This window comes from Flavobacterium sp. ACN6, from assembly GCF_002304005.1.
Lineage (GTDB): Bacteria > Bacteroidota > Bacteroidia > Flavobacteriales > Flavobacteriaceae > Flavobacterium.
Genome location: NZ_MRCQ01000004.1, coordinates 39,759 through 59,086, shown reverse-complemented (window position 1 = coordinate 59,086; position 19,328 = coordinate 39,759). Strand labels below are relative to the sequence as shown.

The 19,328-nt window shown below is 33.3% G+C and carries 20 protein-coding genes; 17 read left to right on the top strand and 3 right to left on the bottom strand.

Annotated features, from left to right (window positions below):
- Positions 1-4: 4 nt before the first annotated feature.
- The 9 genes from BSF42_RS07650 to BSF42_RS07610 all read left to right on the top strand — a co-directional run bounded on the left by BSF42_RS07650 (position 5) and on the right by BSF42_RS07610 (position 10,998).
- A complete protein-coding gene (locus BSF42_RS07650; RefSeq protein WP_095952506.1) occupies positions 5-2,119 on the top strand; it encodes a glycoside hydrolase family 97 protein in 2,115 nt (704 codons plus the stop codon).
- 114 nt (positions 2,120-2,233) lie between these two features.
- A complete protein-coding gene (locus tag BSF42_RS07645) occupies positions 2,234-4,093 on the top strand; it encodes a glycoside hydrolase family 13 protein (protein ID WP_095952505.1) in 1,860 nt (619 codons plus the stop codon).
- 245 nt (positions 4,094-4,338) lie between these two features.
- The gene (locus tag BSF42_RS07640) at positions 4,339-5,928 is read left to right on the top strand and encodes an alpha-amylase family glycosyl hydrolase (protein ID WP_095952504.1); all 1,590 of its coding nucleotides are present in this window, start codon (positions 4,339-4,341) and stop codon (positions 5,926-5,928) included.
- A 142-nt stretch (positions 5,929-6,070) separates the two neighbouring features.
- On the top strand, positions 6,071-6,748 hold the full coding sequence (locus BSF42_RS07635; RefSeq protein ID WP_095952503.1) for a glycerophosphodiester phosphodiesterase family protein: 678 nt from the start codon (positions 6,071-6,073) through the stop codon (positions 6,746-6,748).
- A 109-nt stretch (positions 6,749-6,857) separates the two neighbouring features.
- The gene (locus BSF42_RS07630; protein WP_095952725.1) at positions 6,858-8,066 is read left to right on the top strand and encodes an NAD(P)/FAD-dependent oxidoreductase; all 1,209 of its coding nucleotides are present in this window, start codon (positions 6,858-6,860) and stop codon (positions 8,064-8,066) included.
- Between the two features lie 4 nt (positions 8,067-8,070).
- Positions 8,071-8,718, top strand: a complete 648-nt coding sequence (locus BSF42_RS07625; protein ID WP_095952502.1) for an HAD family hydrolase — start codon at positions 8,071-8,073, stop codon at positions 8,716-8,718.
- Between the two features lie 96 nt (positions 8,719-8,814).
- Positions 8,815-9,534 carry a hypothetical protein gene (locus BSF42_RS07620; protein ID WP_095952501.1) on the top strand — a complete coding sequence of 240 codons (720 nt, stop codon included), beginning with the start codon at positions 8,815-8,817 and terminating at the stop codon, positions 9,532-9,534.
- A 9-nt stretch (positions 9,535-9,543) separates the two neighbouring features.
- Positions 9,544-10,233, top strand: coding sequence for a hypothetical protein (locus BSF42_RS07615; protein ID WP_095952500.1), 690 nt, complete (start codon positions 9,544-9,546; stop codon positions 10,231-10,233).
- A 42-nt stretch (positions 10,234-10,275) separates the two neighbouring features.
- The gene (locus tag BSF42_RS07610) at positions 10,276-10,998 is read left to right on the top strand and encodes a hypothetical protein (protein ID WP_095952499.1); all 723 of its coding nucleotides are present in this window, start codon (positions 10,276-10,278) and stop codon (positions 10,996-10,998) included.
- A 70-nt stretch (positions 10,999-11,068) separates the two neighbouring features.
- On the opposite strand, the gene BSF42_RS07605 is transcribed toward BSF42_RS07610, so the two are convergent.
- Complete coding sequence (locus BSF42_RS07605) at positions 11,069-11,545, bottom strand: TspO/MBR family protein (RefSeq protein ID WP_095952498.1); 477 nt, start codon at positions 11,543-11,545, stop codon at positions 11,069-11,071.
- Between the two features lie 152 nt (positions 11,546-11,697).
- On the opposite strand from BSF42_RS07605, the gene BSF42_RS07600 reads away from it, so the two are divergent.
- The 7 genes from BSF42_RS07600 (at position 11,698) to BSF42_RS07570 (ending at position 17,226) form a co-directional block, all read left to right on the top strand.
- Positions 11,698-12,780 carry a diphosphomevalonate/mevalonate 3,5-bisphosphate decarboxylase family protein gene (locus BSF42_RS07600; RefSeq protein ID WP_095952497.1) on the top strand — a complete coding sequence of 361 codons (1,083 nt, stop codon included), beginning with the start codon at positions 11,698-11,700 and terminating at the stop codon, positions 12,778-12,780.
- Between the two features lie 30 nt (positions 12,781-12,810).
- Positions 12,811-13,029, top strand: a complete 219-nt coding sequence (locus BSF42_RS07595; protein WP_095952496.1) for a hypothetical protein — start codon at positions 12,811-12,813, stop codon at positions 13,027-13,029.
- Complete coding sequence (locus BSF42_RS07590) at positions 13,029-13,334, top strand: type II toxin-antitoxin system RelE/ParE family toxin (protein ID WP_095952495.1); 306 nt, start codon at positions 13,029-13,031, stop codon at positions 13,332-13,334. Before BSF42_RS07595 ends, BSF42_RS07590 begins: the two co-directional genes overlap by 1 nt.
- 3 nt (positions 13,335-13,337) lie before the next feature.
- Positions 13,338-14,276, top strand: a complete 939-nt coding sequence (locus tag BSF42_RS07585; protein ID WP_095952494.1) for a mevalonate kinase — start codon at positions 13,338-13,340, stop codon at positions 14,274-14,276.
- A gap of 75 nt (positions 14,277-14,351) precedes the next feature.
- Positions 14,352-14,942: a DUF502 domain-containing protein gene (locus tag BSF42_RS07580; protein ID WP_095952493.1), complete on the top strand. Its 591-nt coding sequence runs from the start codon at positions 14,352-14,354 to the stop codon at positions 14,940-14,942.
- Positions 14,943-15,002: 60 nt separating this feature from the next.
- Positions 15,003-15,959, top strand: a complete 957-nt coding sequence (locus BSF42_RS07575; protein ID WP_095952492.1) for a geranylgeranylglycerol-phosphate geranylgeranyltransferase — start codon at positions 15,003-15,005, stop codon at positions 15,957-15,959.
- Positions 15,960-16,314: 355 nt separating this feature from the next.
- Positions 16,315-17,226, top strand: coding sequence for a pseudouridine synthase (locus BSF42_RS07570; RefSeq protein ID WP_095952491.1), 912 nt, complete (start codon positions 16,315-16,317; stop codon positions 17,224-17,226).
- Positions 17,227-17,287: 61 nt separating this feature from the next.
- Here BSF42_RS07570 and BSF42_RS07565 read toward each other — a convergent pair whose 3' ends face one another.
- The gene (locus tag BSF42_RS07565) at positions 17,288-17,890 is read right to left on the bottom strand and encodes a DUF937 domain-containing protein (RefSeq protein WP_095952490.1); all 603 of its coding nucleotides are present in this window, start codon (positions 17,888-17,890) and stop codon (positions 17,288-17,290) included.
- Between the two features lie 276 nt (positions 17,891-18,166).
- Positions 18,167-18,667 (bottom strand): DUF456 domain-containing protein, encoded by a 501-nt coding sequence (locus BSF42_RS07560; protein ID WP_095952489.1) that lies wholly within the window; start codon positions 18,665-18,667, stop codon positions 18,167-18,169.
- 154 nt (positions 18,668-18,821) lie between these two features.
- Here BSF42_RS07560 and BSF42_RS07555 point away from each other — a divergent pair, with 154 nt between their 5' ends.
- Positions 18,822-19,307, top strand: coding sequence for a hypothetical protein (locus BSF42_RS07555; protein ID WP_095952488.1), 486 nt, complete (start codon positions 18,822-18,824; stop codon positions 19,305-19,307).
- Positions 19,308-19,328 lie beyond the last annotated feature (21 nt).

Genomic DNA, 19,328 nt, shown 5'->3' with positions numbered 1-19,328 from the left:
AAACATGAAAAACTTATTTTTCGCAAGTTTAATCTTGTTTGCTTTTAGCTCGATTGCAGAAGCACAACAATTAAAATCACCCGAAGGAAAGTTCGTAATGGAATTTTCTCTTCAAAACGACGGAACTCCAACGTACAATTTAAAATACAAAAATAAAGAAGTTGTAAAAACCAGTAAATTGGGTCTTGAACTTAAAGATGATAAAAAATCTTTACTAAACGATTTTACTGTTGTTGATACTAAAACTTCCACTTTTGATGAGACTTGGAAACCAGTTTGGGGAGAAGTAGATCAAATTAGAAATCATTATAATGAATTGGCTGTAACTTTAAACCAAAAAGGAACTGACAGACAAATCGTAATTCGTTTCCGTTTATTTGATGACGGCTTAGGATTTAGATATGAATTCCCAGCTCAAAAGAATCTTACTTATTTCACAATTAAAGAAGAAAGATCACAATTTGCAATGACTGGAGATCATACTGCTTTCTGGATTCCAGGAGATTATGATACTCAGGAATACGATTATACAAAATCGAAATTATCTGAAATTAGAGGATTATCTGAAAAAGCATATACCGCAAACGTTTCTCAAAAAAACTTTTCACCAACAGGAGTTCAGACTTCTTTGATGTTAAAAACCAATGACGGAATCTACATCAACTTACACGAAGCGGCTTTGATTAACTATTCTTGTATGCACCTGAATCTTGATGATAAAAACATGACTTTCACGTCTTGGTTAACTCCAGATGCAAAAGGAGATAAAGGATATATGCAGGCACCTAGCCACTCGCCTTGGAGAACTATTATGGTAAGCGATGATGCGAGAGAAATCTTAGCTTCAAAAATGACGTATAACTTAAACGATCCATCAAAAATTGAAAATACTTCGTGGATTAAACCTGTAAAATACATTGGTGTTTGGTGGGAAATGATTACAGGAAAAAGCTCTTGGTCGTACACAAATGATTACCCAACGGTACAATTGGGCGTTACAGATTTCGCAAAAGCAAAACCAAACGGAACGCATGGAGCAAACAATGCTAACGTAAAAAAATACATTGATTTTGCTGCGGCAAATGGTTTCGACGCGGTTTTGGTTGAAGGATGGAACGAAGGCTGGGAAGATTGGTTTGGGCATTCAAAAGATTATGTTTTTGATTTCTTAACACCTTACCCAGATTTTGATGTAAAAGGTTTGCACGAATATGCAAAATCTAAAGGTGTAAAAATTATCATGCACCACGAAACTTCAGGTTCAGTTCGTAACTACGAGCGCCACATGGATGCTGCTTATAAATTCATGAACGATAATGGATATGATGCTGTAAAAAGCGGTTATGTAGGCGATATTTTACCTCGCGGTGAAAACCACTACAGCCAATGGATTGTGAATCACTATCAATATGCAATCGAAAAAGCAGCTGATTATAAAATTATGGTGAATGCTCACGAAGCCGTTCGCCCAACAGGAATTGCAAGAACGTACCCGAACTTAATTGGAAACGAAGCAGCAAGAGGAACCGAATATCAAGCTTTTGGAGGTTCTAAACCAAACCACGTTACCGTTTTACCATTTACACGTTTAATTGGAGGCCCAATGGATTACACGCCGGGAATCTTCGAAATGGACATCAGTAAAATGAATCCTGAAAATACATCTCATGTAAACAGTACAATTGCAAACCAATTGGCATTATATGTTACCATGTACAGTCCGTTACAAATGGCTGCAGATACCCCAGAGAACTACAACCGTTTTCCAGATGCATTCCAATTCATTAAAGATGTTGCTGTAGACTGGTCAGAAAGTAAATATATCGAAGCTGAACCAGGCGATTTTATCACGGTTGCACGTAAAGCAAAAGGAACGAGCAACTGGTTTGTTGGAAACGTAAACGGAGAAACTCCTCGTACATCAAACATCGATTTCAGTTTCCTTGAAAAAGGTAAAAAATACACGGCAACAATTTATGCTGATGCAAAAGATGCGCATTACAAAACAAATCCGCAGGCTTATACTATCAAGAAAATTGCTGTAACAAACAAATCAAAATTATCTCAGTTATCTGCTCCTGGAGGAGGTTATGCGATAAGTATTATTGAAACTAAATAATTTTTTAAAAAGGACAGGCAATTTTCCCCTAGATTGCTTGTCTTTTTTTTAATCTAATATTAATCCTGCAATCCCGAAGCTTCGGGATTGCAGGAAAATTAAAAACTATAAATTATGAGAATTCAAACAAACCATATCATTTATAAAATATTTCTTTTTTTTCTACTTTTTTCCGCTTCCGCTAAAGCGCAAATCCAAAAAGTAGAACCGCCATTTTGGTACGCAGGAATGAAAAATCCAGAATTGCAGATTCTGTTCTACGGAAAAAATATCGCACAATACGAAGCTTCTGTTTCAAACAATGTGGTGATTAAAAATGTAGAAAAAACAGAAAATCCAAATTACCTTTTCGTAACCATTGATACGCAAAACTTAAAAGCTTCAGAATTGGTTTTCTCTTTCAAAACCAAAAACAAAGTTGCCTTTACACAGAAATATTCACTTAAAGAAAGAAGAGCAAATTCAGCTGACAGAAAAAGTTACGATGCATCAGACATGATTTATTTAATTATGCCGGATCGTTTTGCTAACGGAAATCCGAAAAACGACAGCGATGCCAATTTAACAGAAAAAGGAAACCGTCAAGATCCAAGCGGACGTCACGGCGGTGATATCGAGGGAATCATCAAAAACTTAGATTATATTTCCTCTCTTGGTGCTACAACGATTTGGAGTACACCTTTATGCGAAGACAACGATAAACAGCATTCATACCACACTTACGGACAATCTGATGTTTACAAAATAGATCCGCGTTACGGAACGAATGACGATTACGCGCGTTTAGCTGCAGAAATGCACAAAAAGAACATGAAACTGGTTATGGATTATGTAACGAATCACTGGGGAATTACACACTGGATGATGAAAGATATTCCGACCAAAACATGGTTCAATCAATTTGAAACTTTCACGCAGACACATCACCGTCGTGAAGTTATTACAGACATTCATGCATCAAAAATAGATCAGGAAGTTTGTGTTGATGGCTGGTTTGTACCTTCTATGCCCGATTTGAATTTGAGAAATCCTTTAGTTGCAAAATATTTAACTCAAAATGCCATTTGGTGGATTGAATTTGCTAATCTTGACGGATTTAGAGTTGATACTTACAATTATTCTGATCCCGCTGCAATGGCAAATTGGGTAAAAGCCATTACAAATGAATACCCGAATTTTAATATTGTGGGTGAAATCTGGATGCATAATCAGGCGAATTTGGCTTATTGGCAAAAAGACAGTAAAATTGGTGCCATCGAAAACTACAATTCGAATTTACCAAGTGTAATGGATTTTACGCTTCAAAGTCAGGTTACATCTGCCTTCAACGAAGACGAACCAAGCTGGGACAACGGGTTGATTAAATTCTACAACAATTTTGCAATGGATTATTTATATCCTAATACGAATAACATTTTGGTTTTTTCTGAAAATCATGATACAAATCGTATGAATGATAAGTTTAAATACGATTTTCCAAAATACAAACTGGCTATGACTTTATTAGCAACCGTTCGTGGAATTCCGCAGTTATATTACGGTTCAGAAATTGGAATGGGCGGTGACAAAAGCAAAGGCGATGCAGATATTCGTCAGGATTTTCCAGGAGGATGGGCAGGCGACAAAAACAATGCGTTAACCGCAGCAGGAAGAACTCCTGAACAAGCAAAATATTTTGATTTTACATCGAAATTATTCAACTGGAGAAAATCAAACGAAGCCGTTCACTTCGGAAAAATGACTCATTATATTCCAGAAAATAACACCTATGTGTATTTCAGATATACAGATAATAAATCGGTGATGGTCGTTTTTAATAATAATGCAAAAGAGCAAACTATTAAAACCAATCGTTTCAAAGAAAGCATCAAAAACTTTAAATCAGGAAAAGATGTTTTGACTGGAAAAATATTTGATTTAAGTTCTGAAATTACTTTAGAACCAAAATCGGCTTTAGTTTTAGAATTGGAATAGAAAATCAACGATTTACCATAACGTTTATCATAGAGACGCACAGCAGTGCGTCTCTTTTTTATGTTCAAAGAGACCTGACAGGTTTTTAAAACCTGTCAGGTCTCACAACGGTAAAATTTAACACAATATATTTCCGTCACGAATTCACGAATTTATAAAGCAAAAATTCGTGAATTCGTGACGGATTTTTCAATTATATGATTTCCTTTCTTTATCTTTAATATTCTGGCTTAAAATCAGTTTTAATGAATAAAGAAAATACTCCTAAAATACCTTTCATTTGGGAAGGCGCAAATATATACTTTTTACTTACCGATCGTTTTTACAACGGAAATCCTTCAAACGACATCAATTTTAACCGAACCAAAACTCCGGGAAAATTACGTGGTTTTGAAGGCGGAGATATCATCGGAATTATAAAAAAAATCGACGAAGGTTATTTTGATGAATTGGGAATAAATGCCATTTGGCTTACGCCGATTGTTGAGCAAATTCACGATGGTGTTGATGAAGGAACTGGTCTTAGTTATGGCTTTCATGGGTATTGGGCGAGAGACTGGACGGCTTTAGACCCTAACTTCGGAACCAAAGAAGATTTGGCAAATCTGGTAAAAAAAGCTCACGAAAAAGGCATTAGAATTATGCTTGACGGCGTTATTAATCATACTGGACCCGTAACTCCCGAAGACCCGATGTGGCCGGAAGACTGGGTTAGAACCGGAATTGTCTGTGATTATAAATCATTCGAGAATACAACAATGTGTACCTTGGTCGATAATCTTCCGGATGTAAGAACCGAAAGTAATCAGGAAGTCGAATTACCTTCTTTTTTGATTGAAAAGTGGAAAAATGAAGACCGTTATGAAAAAGAAATCACTTCTTTGGATGAATTTTTCAAAAGAACAAATTATCCAAGAACACCAAAATATTACATCATAAAATGGTTAACAGATTATATTTTGGAATTCGGAATTGACGGTTACAGAGCTGATACTGTAAAACATACTGACGAAGATGTCTGGATTGATTTTAGAAAAGAATGCGATTATGCATTTGAAACTTGGAAAAAACATCATCCGTTGGAAGTTTTAGATCAGAATCCATTTTACACCATTGCTGAAGTTTATGGTTATGAAATAAGCGGCGGACTGGATTATGATTTTGGAGACCGAAAAGTAAATTATTTCGAAAATGGCTTTAACTGCATGATTAATTTTGAATTCAAACTCGACGCTCAAAATGATTATGAAATTATATTTTCGAAATATTCAGCCAAACTTCAAAATGAATTAAAGGGTTACAGCGTTCTAAATTACGTATCGTCGCACGATGATCCTGAACCTTTCGATGGAAATCGAAACAGAACCTTTGAAGCGGGAACAAAACTCCTGCTTTCTCCTGGAATTTCTCAGGTTTATTATGGTGATGAAACGGGTCGTTCTTTAGAAATTGAAGGCACTGAAGGCGATGCTACTTTACGATCTTTTATGAACTGGGAAGATGTTGAGAATAATTCTGAAACTCAGAGCATACTTTGGCATTGGCAAAAACTAGGGCAATTTCGCAGAAATCATCCATCGGTTGGCGCTGGAATACACATTATGATTTCAGATCAGCCGTATATTTTCTCCAGAAGTTTTACTAAAGTTAATTATAAAGATGAAGTTATAATTGGTCTGGATTTAGGAACTGGCCCAAAAGAACTTCCAGTTGATTCTATTTTTGAAGATGGCACCAAATTAAAAGATGCTTTTTCGGGTAAAGAAACAGAAGTACAAAACGGAAAAGCAATCATCGATTCTGATTACGGGCTTGTTTTGTTAGAACTTGCTTAACCGCAAATTTTTTTTGCCTCGAATTACACAAATTATCACAAATTTAGTTAGTGTAAATTCGTGAAATTCGTGGCGACTTTTTTATCTAATCCTTGCGTACTTTGCGTAAATCTTTGCGACCTTTGCAGTTAAACTTTACAAAATGCTAAAAATAGCACATCGCGGTGCCAAAGCCTACGAACCTGAAAATACTTTAAAAGCTTTCCAAAAAGCGTTAGACTTAAATTCAGACGGAATTGAACTTGACGTTCATTTGAGCGCCGATGGACATATTGTCGTAATGCATGATGAAACTATCGATAAAATGACCAACGGAAAAGGCGCCATAAATACATTTTCTTTAACCGAATTAAAATCATTTTTAGTCGCCGAACAATATCAAATTCCAACTTTAAATGAAGTTTTTGATTTAGTAGATAAAAAATGCCTGATCAATATCGAATTAAAAGGTATAGGGACTGCCAGCAAAGTTGTTAAGATAATTGAAGAATATATCTCGGAAAAAAACTGGAATTACGAAGATTTTATTGTTTCAAGTTTCGATTGGAATATGTTGCAGGAAACTTCAACTTTAAATCCAAAAATTCCTATTGGTGTTTTAACAGAAGAAAATATGGATACTGCTTTGGCTTTCGCCGAAAATATAAAAACAAAAGCCATTCATCCTGATTTTCATTTATTAAACACTAAAAATGTTCAGGAAATGCAGCAAAAAGGATTCTTGATTTTTCCTTGGACAGTAAACACCGAAGAAGACATTCTAAAAGTAAAAAGTTATAAAGTAAACGGAATTATCTCTGATAATCCAGACAAAATATAAAATCAGTCACAAGAAACTTTGTCAAAGTTTAAAACTTTGACAAAGTTCATCAGGGTTGAATAAAAAATTCGTGATCCCGATAGCTATCGGGAGTGACAAACCAAATAATATGATCAAAAATTTCGACATAATCATCGTTGGCGGAGGCGCTGCAGGTTTTTTTACTGCGATTAATATTGCAGAGAAAAATCCGAAACTTAAAATTGCTATTTTAGAAAGAGGAAAAGAAGTCCTTTCTAAAGTCCGCGTTTCCGGTGGCGGAAGATGCAACGTAACACATGCTTGTTTTGAACCCAACGAATTGGTTAAATTTTATCCGCGCGGCGAAAAAGAACTTCGCGGTCCTTTTCATCAATTTTGTTCCGGCGATACAATCGAATGGTTTGAAAAACACGGCGTAGAATTAAAAATAGAAGAAGACGGAAGAATGTTTCCCGTTTCTAATTCCTCTCAAACCATAATTGATTGTTTCTTAAAAGCAACCGAAAAATTAGGTATTAAAGTATTGACTGGCCAAAGCGTACAATCAATCTTTAAAAAAGAAAATCACTGGAAAATTGATACACAAAGCGACAATTATGCTGCCGAAAAATTAGTTTTGGCAACTGGAAGCAACCCGAAAATATGGGAAATGCTTCAGGAACACGGACATGCAATTGTAAGCCCCGTTCCTTCCCTATTTACTTTCAACATCAAAGACCAGCGCATTAAAGAATTACCCGGCGTTGCGGCACAAGTTACCGTAAATGTAAAAGATACTAAACTAGAATCAACTGGACCTTTGTTAATTACCCATTGGGGAATGAGCGGTCCGGCAATTTTAAAGCTTTCGGCTTGGGGAGCGCGCATTTTATTTGACAAAAATTACCAGTTTACCATTTTTGTAAATTGGCTAAATGATGTCGATACAGAAGATGCCGAAAAAATCCTAAAAGATTTAAAACAGGAACATGCTAAAAAAGCGGTTTCTAAAAAATCTCCATTTGATTTTCCCAATCGTTTGTGGGAAAGTTTGGTTTTAGCATCACAAATTGAAATAGAAACTAAATGGGCTGATTTATCAAAAAATCAATTGCAGAATTTAGCTTCACAATTAACAAAAGCAAAATTTCAGGTAAACGGAAAAAGCACTTTTAAAGAAGAATTTGTAACCGCAGGCGGCATCGATTTAAAAGAAATCAATTTCAAAACCATGGAAAGCAAAATTCATGAAAACCTTTATTTTGCTGGCGAAATTGTAAACATCGATGCGATTACAGGAGGTTTCAATTTCCAAAATGCTTGGACCAGCGGGTTTATTGTTGCAAATAATATATAATAGAATGAAATTTAAAGGAATTATTTTTGATTTAGACGGAACATTAGTCAATTCATTAGAAGACATTTCAGATGCAATGAATACGGTTCTTCAAGGTCTAAATTACCCAACTCACACTTACGATACGTATCAATATTTTATTGGGAGCGGTTTACGAAATTTAGTCAGTAAAGCTCTGCCTGCCACAAACAATTCAGATGAACAGATTGAAATTTGTTTTGACTGCATGATCGAAACGTATCGTGAAGTATGCACCATTAAAACAAAACCATACAAAGGTATTCGTGAGTTATTAGACAATTTGAAATCACAAAATATCAAACTAGCCGTTTTCTCCAACAAAGCTGATGAGCTTACCAAAAAAATAGCCTCAGAGATATTTCCTGATTATTTTGATGCCGCAATTGGTTTAAGCACGGAAGAACTTAAAAAACCAAATCCGTTTGAAGCTGTAGCAATAAGCAAAAAATGGAGTTTAAAACCAGAAGAAATTCTTTTTGTAGGTGATTCTGATATTGATATGCAGACTGCAATAAATGCGGATATGTTTCCAGTTGGAGTTTCTTGGGGTTACAGAACAAAAGAGGAATTGAAGGTAAGCGGCGCTAAATTGGTTATCGATACTCCTTCGGAATTAATTAATGTATTGTAAAAATACTCTAATTAAATAATTAACAAGAATTTACAGGTTTCACAAGTTTTCATTAAGACAATTCTAATAATTTTACTTTCAACTAAATACCACTAGATGAAAGTAAAATTACTCACTACAATTTCTTTTTTCACATACCAGCTTAGTATTTCTCAAACCGAAAAACTATTAAACGGAAAAGTTTATTCTCAGAACATTTTGCTTAAAAATGTTGAAGTAATCAACAAAACTGCCAAAACTAGTACAAGAACAAATGAAGCAGGAGAATTTTCGATTTTAGTTCGTCCGAAAGACAGCTTAATTTTCTTCTCAAAAGATTATTTTTTCAAAAGATTAAAAGTTTCCCAAGAGAATCTAGATCAAAATAACATAATTGTTAATATGATTTTGAAGCCCGAGGAACTGGATGAAGTTTTAATTACTAACATAAAATTTCCCAAAGTTGGACCAGCTGATGAAAATTCAATTATAGTACCTAGAGGACCAATTTCTGTTCCTGGTGTTTATAACGGAACTATCGCAAATGGAGCAGATTTCACTGCTATTTTCAATATGTTTAGAAAAAAACATAAAAGGGAAAAAATTAAATTCAGAGAATTAGACTTCAAAAAATTAGCTGAATCTACTGTTCCAATAGATTTCTTTACAGATAATTTAAAATTAAAACCTGACGAAAAAGATTTGTTTCTTCAATTTTGCGATGCCGATCCGCAGGCTAAAATCCTTGTCCAGCAAAAAAATTTACTTTATACAATGGACTTTTTATACACTAAAAGTCAAGAATTTAAAAAACTAAATTCTGGAATTAAAAACTAAAATCCATTCATGAAAGTAAAATTACTTACTACAATTTCTCTTCTAACTTATCAATTAAGTATTTCACAAACAGAAAAATTACTGCAAGGAAAAGTCATTTCTAATAATGCCCCGATTAATAAAGTCGAGGTGATTAATAAAACAGCTAAAACCAGTACAAGAACAAATGAGCTGGGAGAATTCTCTATTTTGGTTAAAGAAAGAGACAGTTTGCTTTTTTTCTCTAAGGATTTTTTCTTTACCAGATTGAGACTTACTGCCGAGAACATAAAAACTAATAATCTTGTTGTTAATATGGTTATTAGAGCCGAAGAATTAGATGAAGTTTTAATTACTAAAATGAAACTGCAAAAAGTAACTTACGACGCCGAAAAGGTAAAACAGATCTATGTAGACAAAATTGCAACTGATTTGAGTGGTTACACTGGAGTTAATGACGGAAGAATTAGAAATTCGCCACATATAGCATTCCCAATTGGAAACAAAAAGCCAAAAGAAAAAAACGAAATTGACGACCGCTTTAAAAAACATGCCACTGCTTATTGTACTCCAGATTTTTTTAGCAAAGATTTAAAACTAAATGCCGAGCAAAAAGAGCTTTTCCTAGAATTTTGTGATGCTGATCCAAAGTCAAAAAAACTTTTAGAACACCCGAATGTCTTGGCAACAATGGATTTTTTGTATGCTAAAAATGAATAGTTTAAAAAATTAAAATTAGAAATCAAAAACTAAAATCTGTAAATGAAAGTAAAATTACTTACTACAATTTCTTTTTTAACTTATCAAGTTAGTATTTCTCAAACCGAAAAATTACTTCATGGAAAAGTCATTTATCAAGAACTGCTACTTAAAAATGTTGAAGTCATAAACAAAACTGCCAAAACAAGTACAAGAACAAATGAATTGGGTGAGTTTTCTATTTCGGTAAAAGAGCAGGACAGCTTGTTGTTTTATTCAAAGGATTACTTATTTACAAGATTGAAAGTAACCTTGAAAGATTTAGAAAAAAACAATCTGGTTGTTGAAATGACTCCAAAAGCCGAAGAATTGGATAATGTCGTAGTTTCTAGATCTGTTTTTAATAAAACTGAAATTAAAAATATCGCTAATAATAAGGAAGAAATAAATAAAATCAAAGTTCGCAAGCAGTTTGATGATGTTACTACAAAAGTTACTGTTTATGATGGTAAAATTAAAAATGCTATAAATTTCAGTTACCCTATTTTTGATAAACCCAAGAAAAAAATCGAGCCGCGTGACGACCGTTTTAAGAAACTTGTCATCGCTTCTTGTCCTCCAGATTTTTTCATCGAAAATTTAAAACTAAAACCAGAAGAAAAAGAAATTTTTATAAACTTTTGTAATACCGATCCGAAATCTAAAACAATTTTAGAACACCCGAATCTTTTAGCAATAATGGAATTTTTGTATGCTAAAAATGAAGAGTTTAAGAAGTTGAAATAACTTAACCATTCTATATATTTATAATAGATCGAACTTGAAACAAAGAAAAACTTGAAACCTCAAACATTTTTTACCTGTTCAACCACCAAATACTAGCATTTAAAACAGCTGCAAATCCAACCCACGCTAGATACGGAATCAATAAATAACCTGCTGTTTTATTGATTTTTATAAACTTCAAATAGGTTTCGTAAATCATCAGCCATAAAAGTGCTATTTCTACTAAAGCCAGCATCGGATTTTTTAAGCCGAAGAATAGATAAGACCAAATGGCATTTAATATCAATTGAATGATAAAGAAAAGTAATGCTTTTTTAACTTCTTCTGTTTGTTCTTTAATTTTATCCCAAACTAATCCTGCAGCAACTGCCATAAAAATGTAAAGAATTGTCCAAACCGGCATAAAAATCCAGTTCGGCGGATTAAAAACTGGTTTTGCAATAGTTGGATACCAGCTTTCTACGCTCGGTCTTGTTACCAAACTTGCAGAATATCCTACTGCTAAACAAATAATTAAGGCTATTATAATCTTTACGGTCTTATTCATTTCATTAAAATTTTGTATTCAAAAATAGTTAAAAGAAACATTTAAACCATATAAGTTCTGTAAGTTCATTTATTAAACTTTGAATTATAATTTCTGATATAACTTATAGGGCGAAATATTTTAAAAACTATCTTTGCCAAAATTTATATTTCATGTTTACAGCAGCTGATTTTATTCCTAAAAAATATACTTCTACAATCGAAAACGGAAATTTTGAGTGGAGCGCTCCCAGCAATATTGCATTAGTAAAATATTGGGGCAAAAAAGACAATCAGATTCCAGCAAATCCTTCGGTTAGTTTTACTTTGAATAATTGTAAAACGATTACGAAATTGGGGTTCGAAAAAAGAGCAAACCAAAATTCTTTTTCATTTGATTTACTTTTTGAAGGAAAACCAAAAGAAGATTTTAAACCAAAAATTCAGAAGTTTTTAGAAAGAGTTGAAGTTTATCTGCCATTTTTAAAAGAGTATCATTTTACAATTGACACCCAGAATACATTTCCGCATAGTTCTGGAATTGCGTCTTCGGCTTCTGGAATGGCGGCTTTGGCAATGAATTTCATGAGTTTGGAAAGAAAACTTAATCCAGAAATGACAGATGACTATTTCTATCAAAAGGCTTCTTTTTTAGCTCGTTTAGGATCAGGAAGTGCCTGTCGAAGCGTAAGGGGAAATGTTGTCGTTTGGGGAAATCAAGCCAATATTGAAGGAAGCTCAGATTTATTTGGAGTGGAATATCCGTATAGTATCCATGAAAATTTCAAGAATTATCAAGACACAATTTTATTGGTTGATAAAGGCGAAAAACAAGTTTCGAGTACCGTTGGCCACGATTTGATGCACAATCATCCGTATGCCGAAAGACGTTTTGCTCAAGCACACGAAAACTTAGATCAGTTAATCAAAATTTTTGAAAACGGTAATTTAGAAGAATTCATCAAAGTTGTAGAAAGTGAAGCTTTGACTTTGCACGCGATGATGATGACGTCAATGCCTTATTTTATTTTGATGAAGCCTAATACGCTGCAAATCATAAATGCAATCTGGAAATTTAGAAATGAAACTCAAATTCCGGTTTGTTTTACACTTGATGCCGGAGCAAATGTGCATGTGCTTTATCCCGAAAACGTTACAGAAAAAGTATTACAGTTTATTCAGGACGATTTAGTTGTATTTTGTCAGAATCGTCAGTACATTTGCGACAAAATTGGAGAAGGCTCAATTGCATTATAATTTTGCGTATCTTTAATTAAAATTTAGGTTATGGACATTCAATTAGAAAAACGCGAAGTGATAGATATTCTGGAAGGTACAGATGACCTTTCAATTATTTTGGCGGTCAAAAAATTGCTAACCAAAAAGAAAAAAGATTGGTGGGATGATTTAACTGATGAACAAAAAGAAAATATTGCTCAAAGTGAATTAGAATTTGAAAGAGGAGAATTTACAAGTTATGAAGATGTGATGAAAAAATACAGGTAGTGAATCTGAAAGTAAATTTTTCAAAAACAGCAGAAAAGAATTTAGATGATGTTTTAAATTTTATTGAAGCCAAGTGGTCAAAAAAAACGAAAGAATTATATTTAGTGAAATTTCAAAAAGCAGTTTCAATAATAAGTATGAATCCTGAAATTTTTCCTAAATCATCAGTAAATAAAAAATATCGAAAATGTGTTGTGACAAAACAATCAACTCTATTGTATAGTTTTGGTTCAAATGAAATTAGAATTCACACCGTTTTCGACACACGACAAGACCCAAATAAAATTAAGAAAGACATAAAATAAATCATGAAAGGACCATTATTTTACTCAAAAATATTACTCTTTGGAGAATACGGAATCATCCGTGACTCTAAAGGACTTTCTATTCCTTATAATTTTTACAATGGTGCTTTAAAGAAGTCTGAAGAGCCTTCTGCAGAAGCCATTGCATCAAACGCAAGTTTGCGACGTTACACAACTTATCTTGAAGCTTTACAGACAGAACAACCTGATTTGGTTTCTTTTGATTTGTTAACTTTAAAAAACGATGTTGAAAGCGGCATGTATTTCGATTCTAGTATTCCGCAAGGATATGGGGTTGGAAGCAGCGGTGCTCTTGTAGCTGCGATTTATGACAAATATGCTACAAACAAAATCACGGTTTTAGAAAATCTGACTCGTGAAAAACTTTTACATTTAAAAACTGTTTTTTCTCAAATGGAAAGCTTTTTTCACGGAAAAAGTTCAGGTTTAGATCCTTTAAACAGCTATTTGAGTATTCCGATTTTAATTAATTCTAAAGATAATATTGAAGCAACTGGGATTCCGACTCAAAGTTTTGACGGGAAAGGTGCTGTGTTTTTATTAGACTCTGGAATTGTCGGCGAAACTGCTCCAATGGTTAACATCTTTATGGAAAACCTAAAAGACAAAGGTTTCCGTGCGATGCTTAAAAACCAATTCGTTAAATATACAGATGCCTGCGTAGAAAACTTTTTACATGGCGATATGACTTCTTTGTTTACCAATACTAAAAAGCTTTCTAAAGTTGTTTTAAATCATTTTAAACCAATGATTCCAGAACAATTTCACGGAATCTGGCAGCACGGAATTGACACAAACGACTATTATTTAAAACTTTGCGGTTCTGGCGGCGGCGGCTATATTCTTGGTTTTACCGAAGATTTAGAGCGCGCTAAAGCATCGCTGAAGGATTATAAACTAGAAGTTGTTTATCAATTCTAAAATTTGAATTTATTTAAAACCCCGCGCTTATTGAATATCCTTTCTTAAAAATAATCACCCTAATAGTTATTGAATATGAAAAGTATTTTAAAGATTATCAAGGCAACTTTTTTAGGAGGAATTTTATTTTTAGCACCTTTAATTTTATTATTGGTTCTTTTAGAAAAAGGTTTTAGTATTATTCAAAAAATTACAAATCCCATTATCAATCACTTTCCAAAAGTGAAGGTTTTAGGACTTGCGATTGAAGAAATTGTTGCAATAGTAATCATCATTTTCATTTGCTTTACTGCGGGATTAGTAGCTAAAACAACTTACGCTCAAAAACTGATTCATCGATTAGAAAACGGAATTTTAAGCTTTGTTCCTGGTTATTCGTTTATGAAAAACATGAACGAGAGCATTATGGGTTTTGAATCCAATCAGGATTTAAAAGTTATTCTTGTTCCTACAGATGCTGGTCTTCAATTTGCTTTTTTAATTGAGCAGATAAATGAAAATAGTTTTGCCGTTTTTATTCCAGATGCTCCAAATCCATGGAGCGGATCTGTGGTTTTTGTAGAAAAAAAAGATATTAAAGAAATCGAGATGACTCAAAAAGAAGCCTTAGCCTGCATTCGAAAACTAGGATATGGCTCTAAAGAATTGTTAAAAAATAAGCTTTAAACTGTTACAATTAGAAAATATCCGTTAACTTCCCTCATCTAATCCATCAAAAATTTATTTATGTTAAGCAGACAGCACAAACTTTTAGTAATGAAAATTGTTAGTCTGTTTTCTGTAGTTAGAGGTTACAATATCCCGATTATAGTTTTAGCGCAATATTTATCGGCGATTTTTATATTGGCTCCAGAAATTAGAGCGCTGGATATCCTTCTTGATTTCTATCTATTTTTAATTGTATTTGCTTCTGCCGTTACCATTGCTTCTGGTTATATCATCAATAATTTTTACGACAGTCAGAAAGATTTAATTAATAGACCCAACAAATCTATGCTCGATCGATTGGTGAGTCAGAAAACAAAGTTGACTGTTTATTTTAGTTTGAACTTTCTGGCCGTTTTAATGGCTTCTATAGTTTCATGGAGAGCTTTTTTATTCTTTTCAGCTTATATTTTTTTAATTTGGTTTTATTCGCATAAAATAAAAAAGTATCCAATTATTGGAAATTTGATGTCGGCATTGCTGGCCGTAACGCCGTTTTTTGCCATTTTACTTTATTTTTACAATAAGATTTCGTTTGAAGAAATTGAAAATCACATGAGTCATTTTGTAGTGATTTCAGCTCATGCCGTTTTCTTGTTTTTGCTTTTATTAATTCGCGAAATGATAAAAGATCTAGAGAATTTAAAAGGCGATTTGGTAAGTGATTATCGAACAATTCCTGTTTTGTACGGAGAAAATATCTCGAAACAAATTATTACTGCCTTAACCATTTTGACTGTTTTACCTGTTTATGTTTTGGTAAACATTTATGATGTGGGCTATATGGATATTTACTTTTACGCTTGTTTTGGTGTTTTACTTTTTTTCCTGATTTATTTATGGAAATCGAATTCTAAAGAGCAGTTTTTAATGCTTCATAATGTTTTGAAATTCTTGATTGTTTCTGGCGTTTGCTGTATTGTTCTTATTAATCCGAGTGTTTTGTGGCACGGGCGTGAATTGATTTCTAATTACTAAGTCATTACCTCAGAGATTTTTTTATTTCACGCAGATCTTGCAGATTTAGCAGATTTTCTCTTTTGTGTCTCTCTGTATAAATTTTGCGAATCTCTGCGAAATAATATAATATCACTATATTTAAAAGAAGCCCATTGTTTTAATCTAGCCCCGGTTGAAATGAAAATCCTTTTTTGGTCTCGTTTTTTTATAACGAGACCAAAAAAGATTGTAATGGAAAACGGGAAAAAATGTCTCAAAAAAAGCCAATTGTGGAGCTTCTAAACCTCTTAAATTTCATTGCTATTAATCTAAGAACATTGAACTTAAGATTTATTAGCAGGAAAAAACTATCTTTGCACAAATTAATGATTTTATGAACAACAAGGAAGGCAATAATAAAAGAGGCGGATCTAGACCAAATAGCTCAAGATCAAACTCTAGTAAGCCAAAACCTCCTATGGCGAAACGTGCGCAAGGGCCGAAAAAAGTAAAACCGGAGGTTAAAGCCGCTAATGCTGCTGCGGAAGAAAAAGTAAAAAAACAGAATCAGGCTCCGAAAAGACAAAAGGCTTCAGATGAAATTCGTCTGAACAAATACATCTCGAATTCTGGTGTTTGTTCTCGTCGTGATGCTGATATTTATATTCAGTCTGGAAACGTTAAAGTAAACGGTGTTCCTGTGACTGAAATGGGGTATTTGGTGAAATTGGATGATGTAGTAAACTTTGATGGTGCTACTTTGACTCCTGAAAAGAAGGAATATATTTTATTGAATAAACCTAAAAACTTTACAACTGCTCTTGACGAAGGTCAGGAATATCGTAACGTTCTAGAACTTGTTCGTGGTTCTACAAATTCGAAAATCGCTCCGATTGGTAGAATGGACAAGAATACGACTGGTTTATTGGTATTCACAAACGATACAGATATGATTCGTAAGTTTACTTTACCGAATCAGAAATCGTCTAAAATTTATCAGGTTTCTTTAGACAAAAACTTAAAATTTGAGGATTTAGAAAAAATCAGCAAAGGTTTGGTTCTTGACGGACACCGCGTTTTTGTTGAAGAAGTAAGCTACATTGACAATGAACCTAAGAGTGAAGTTGGTCTTAAGCTAAAAACATCAAATGTAAAAGTAGTTCGTTCTATTTTTGAATCTTTCGAATACAATGTATTACGAATTGACCGTGTGGCGTTTGCTGGTTTGACTAAAAAGAATCTTCCTAGAGGAAACTGGCGCTTTTTGACCGAACAAGAAATCATCAATTTGAAAAACGCTAAATAAGTTTTTCAAATTTTGAAATTATACTAAATCCTGTTTTCTTTGAAAATGGGATTTTTTTATTTTATAAAGTAAAGAAATTATGTCCGAAAAGGGTAAATATTGATCTTCCGATAGATTGGTTTTTATCTTCTACTGTTTCGTAACATGAAAAACCTAGGATGATTTTAATTCCGGGAGGAATACTGTTTAAAATTTCTCTTTTTTGGTCTTCGAGAAGGAGTTTTAAACTTTCTAGTAATTGAAGATTGTTTCTTAAGTAGGAAACTACAAGGAGTGCTGAAAAGTTAAGTATTTCTCTGGCCGTTTCGCTTTTGATGCCGACTTCGTTTGAAACCATTTCTGAAATTCTTCCTTTTTTATTGGAAAATAATTCTTTTAGAAAATCATTTCCTTCTAAACGGTAGCAGTCATCAACTGATAAAATTCTGCCTGCGTTAAAATCTATTTCCTGATAAAAGGTCGAATCTTCTTTTAACATTGAGACTATGTCAGAGTAAAAATCAGATTCTTCGGCTTTGTTGTAGAGACCCATTAAAATTGTACCGATCGAGACATCAATTCCCTTAATTAGAAGGGCATCATTTTCAAAATAAAACTTGTTCAACTTGGAGACAACATTAGATGAAATAAAACGTCTAAGTTCAATTTGTAGGTTTGGGGTCATACGCTTAACTTATTTAGAAAACATTATTTGAATTGGGTCAAAATAATCGATAAAGTGGGGCTTTTTATCGTTTATTGTGATAAAAATATAAAATATATTAAGATTTCCAAAAAATAAGTTAAAATTTTACACGAATAATAACCCGCTCTTAACATAAAAAATCCCGCAGTACCAGTAAATACTATACTTTCGTCTTGAAATAAAAAAGAATAAAATATAGGATTTTTTTTATATTTCAAACAAACGCAACGCGGGAATTTGCAAATTGTTATATAATTAAAATAAAATGTTTCGATATTTCCATATTATGCTCAAAAATATGCCGAAGTAAATGATGCAGAACATAAAGTTGATAAAGCTTGAAGCAAGGAATCCGAGGAGTGAACCTGTCGCTGCTTTCATTGCTCGTTTATGGTTTTTTGAATCATATAACAATTCGCCAATCAGTGCTCCTAAGAACGGTCCCACAATAACTCCAAAAGGAATTGGTGCCAAAATACCAATTACTAAACCAATGTTGGTTCCCCATACTCCATAAGAACTTCCTCCAAATTTTTTTGTTCCTTGCGAAGGAATTACATAATCTAAGATTGTGATAATTACCATTAAAACAAAAGTAATTCCCAAAACCCAGTAATTGTTTTCAACTGCTTTGGTGAGATAAATTAAAAGCAAACCCACCCAACAGCTGGACAATCCAGGTAAAACGGGAAGAAAACTGCCAAAAACACCAACAATCATGCATATAAAACCGAGTGAAACCAAAAGTAAATCCATATAGTTTGATAAATTTGTTCTTACAAATTACTATTTTATTTTTTGCTAAACAAACTTTAAAATTGTACCTTTAAAAATATGAAGATTCCGAGCAATCAAAGGATTCTCTAAAAAAAATAATCGTATTTTTGTTTATTCATTCAATATTACAATCTTGAGGCCTTTTTCACTTTTTATCATTTGTATAATTTTTAATTCTTGTCAATATTTTGAGAAGCAGGTTCCGTCTGAAAAGGAATTACTTCAAAAAGAGTTAAAATCAATCAATTGGAAAGAAGTAGACGAATATCCATCTGTTTCAAGCTGTGAAAAAATTGCAGATAAAAAACTTCGCCAGCAATGCTTTTTCGAAGTTATGTCAGACCTTATTGAAGAAAAATTAAACGTAGATACTTTATCCATTTTATATCCAGAATTGGATACCATTGAAGTGAAAGTAACGATTTTTCCAAATGCAACTATGAAGTTTGAACCTCAGTTTCATAAAGATTCTGTTGCTTATGACACCATAAAAATTGACAGCATTTTACATGCGCGTCTGGTTGATTTTCCAAAAATAAATCCGGCTATAAAACGCGGTATTCCAGTAAAAACGCAATTCATTCTACCCGTAATTCTGAAGGCAAAAGACGAAAAGTAATCCGTACTAGCTTGAGCAAAG

Bases quoted from the DNA above. Each gene is read 5' to 3' on its own strand.
- BSF42_RS07650 (WP_095952506.1), top strand. From the start codon at position 5: ATGAAAAACTTATTTTTCGCAAGTTTAATCTTGTTTGCTTTTAGCTCG.
- BSF42_RS07645 (WP_095952505.1), top strand. From the start codon at position 2,234: ATGAGAATTCAAACAAACCATATCATTTATAAAATATTTCTTTTTTTT.
- BSF42_RS07640 (WP_095952504.1), top strand. From the start codon at position 4,339: ATGAATAAAGAAAATACTCCTAAAATACCTTTCATTTGGGAAGGCGCA.
- BSF42_RS07635 (WP_095952503.1), top strand. From the start codon at position 6,071: ATGCTAAAAATAGCACATCGCGGTGCCAAAGCCTACGAACCTGAAAAT.
- BSF42_RS07630 (WP_095952725.1), top strand. From the start codon at position 6,858: ATGATCAAAAATTTCGACATAATCATCGTTGGCGGAGGCGCTGCAGGT.
- BSF42_RS07625 (WP_095952502.1), top strand. From the start codon at position 8,071: ATGAAATTTAAAGGAATTATTTTTGATTTAGACGGAACATTAGTCAAT.
- BSF42_RS07620 (WP_095952501.1), top strand. From the start codon at position 8,815: ATGAAAGTAAAATTACTCACTACAATTTCTTTTTTCACATACCAGCTT.
- BSF42_RS07615 (WP_095952500.1), top strand. From the start codon at position 9,544: ATGAAAGTAAAATTACTTACTACAATTTCTCTTCTAACTTATCAATTA.
- BSF42_RS07610 (WP_095952499.1), top strand. From the start codon at position 10,276: ATGAAAGTAAAATTACTTACTACAATTTCTTTTTTAACTTATCAAGTT.
- BSF42_RS07605 (WP_095952498.1), bottom strand. From the start codon at position 11,545: ATGAATAAGACCGTAAAGATTATAATAGCCTTAATTATTTGTTTAGCA.
- BSF42_RS07600 (WP_095952497.1), top strand. From the start codon at position 11,698: ATGTTTACAGCAGCTGATTTTATTCCTAAAAAATATACTTCTACAATC.
- BSF42_RS07595 (WP_095952496.1), top strand. From the start codon at position 12,811: ATGGACATTCAATTAGAAAAACGCGAAGTGATAGATATTCTGGAAGGT.
- BSF42_RS07585 (WP_095952494.1), top strand. From the start codon at position 13,338: ATGAAAGGACCATTATTTTACTCAAAAATATTACTCTTTGGAGAATAC.
- BSF42_RS07580 (WP_095952493.1), top strand. From the start codon at position 14,352: ATGAAAAGTATTTTAAAGATTATCAAGGCAACTTTTTTAGGAGGAATT.
- BSF42_RS07575 (WP_095952492.1), top strand. From the start codon at position 15,003: ATGTTAAGCAGACAGCACAAACTTTTAGTAATGAAAATTGTTAGTCTG.
- BSF42_RS07570 (WP_095952491.1), top strand. From the start codon at position 16,315: ATGAACAACAAGGAAGGCAATAATAAAAGAGGCGGATCTAGACCAAAT.
- BSF42_RS07565 (WP_095952490.1), bottom strand. From the start codon at position 17,890: ATGACCCCAAACCTACAAATTGAACTTAGACGTTTTATTTCATCTAAT.
- BSF42_RS07560 (WP_095952489.1), bottom strand. From the start codon at position 18,667: ATGGATTTACTTTTGGTTTCACTCGGTTTTATATGCATGATTGTTGGT.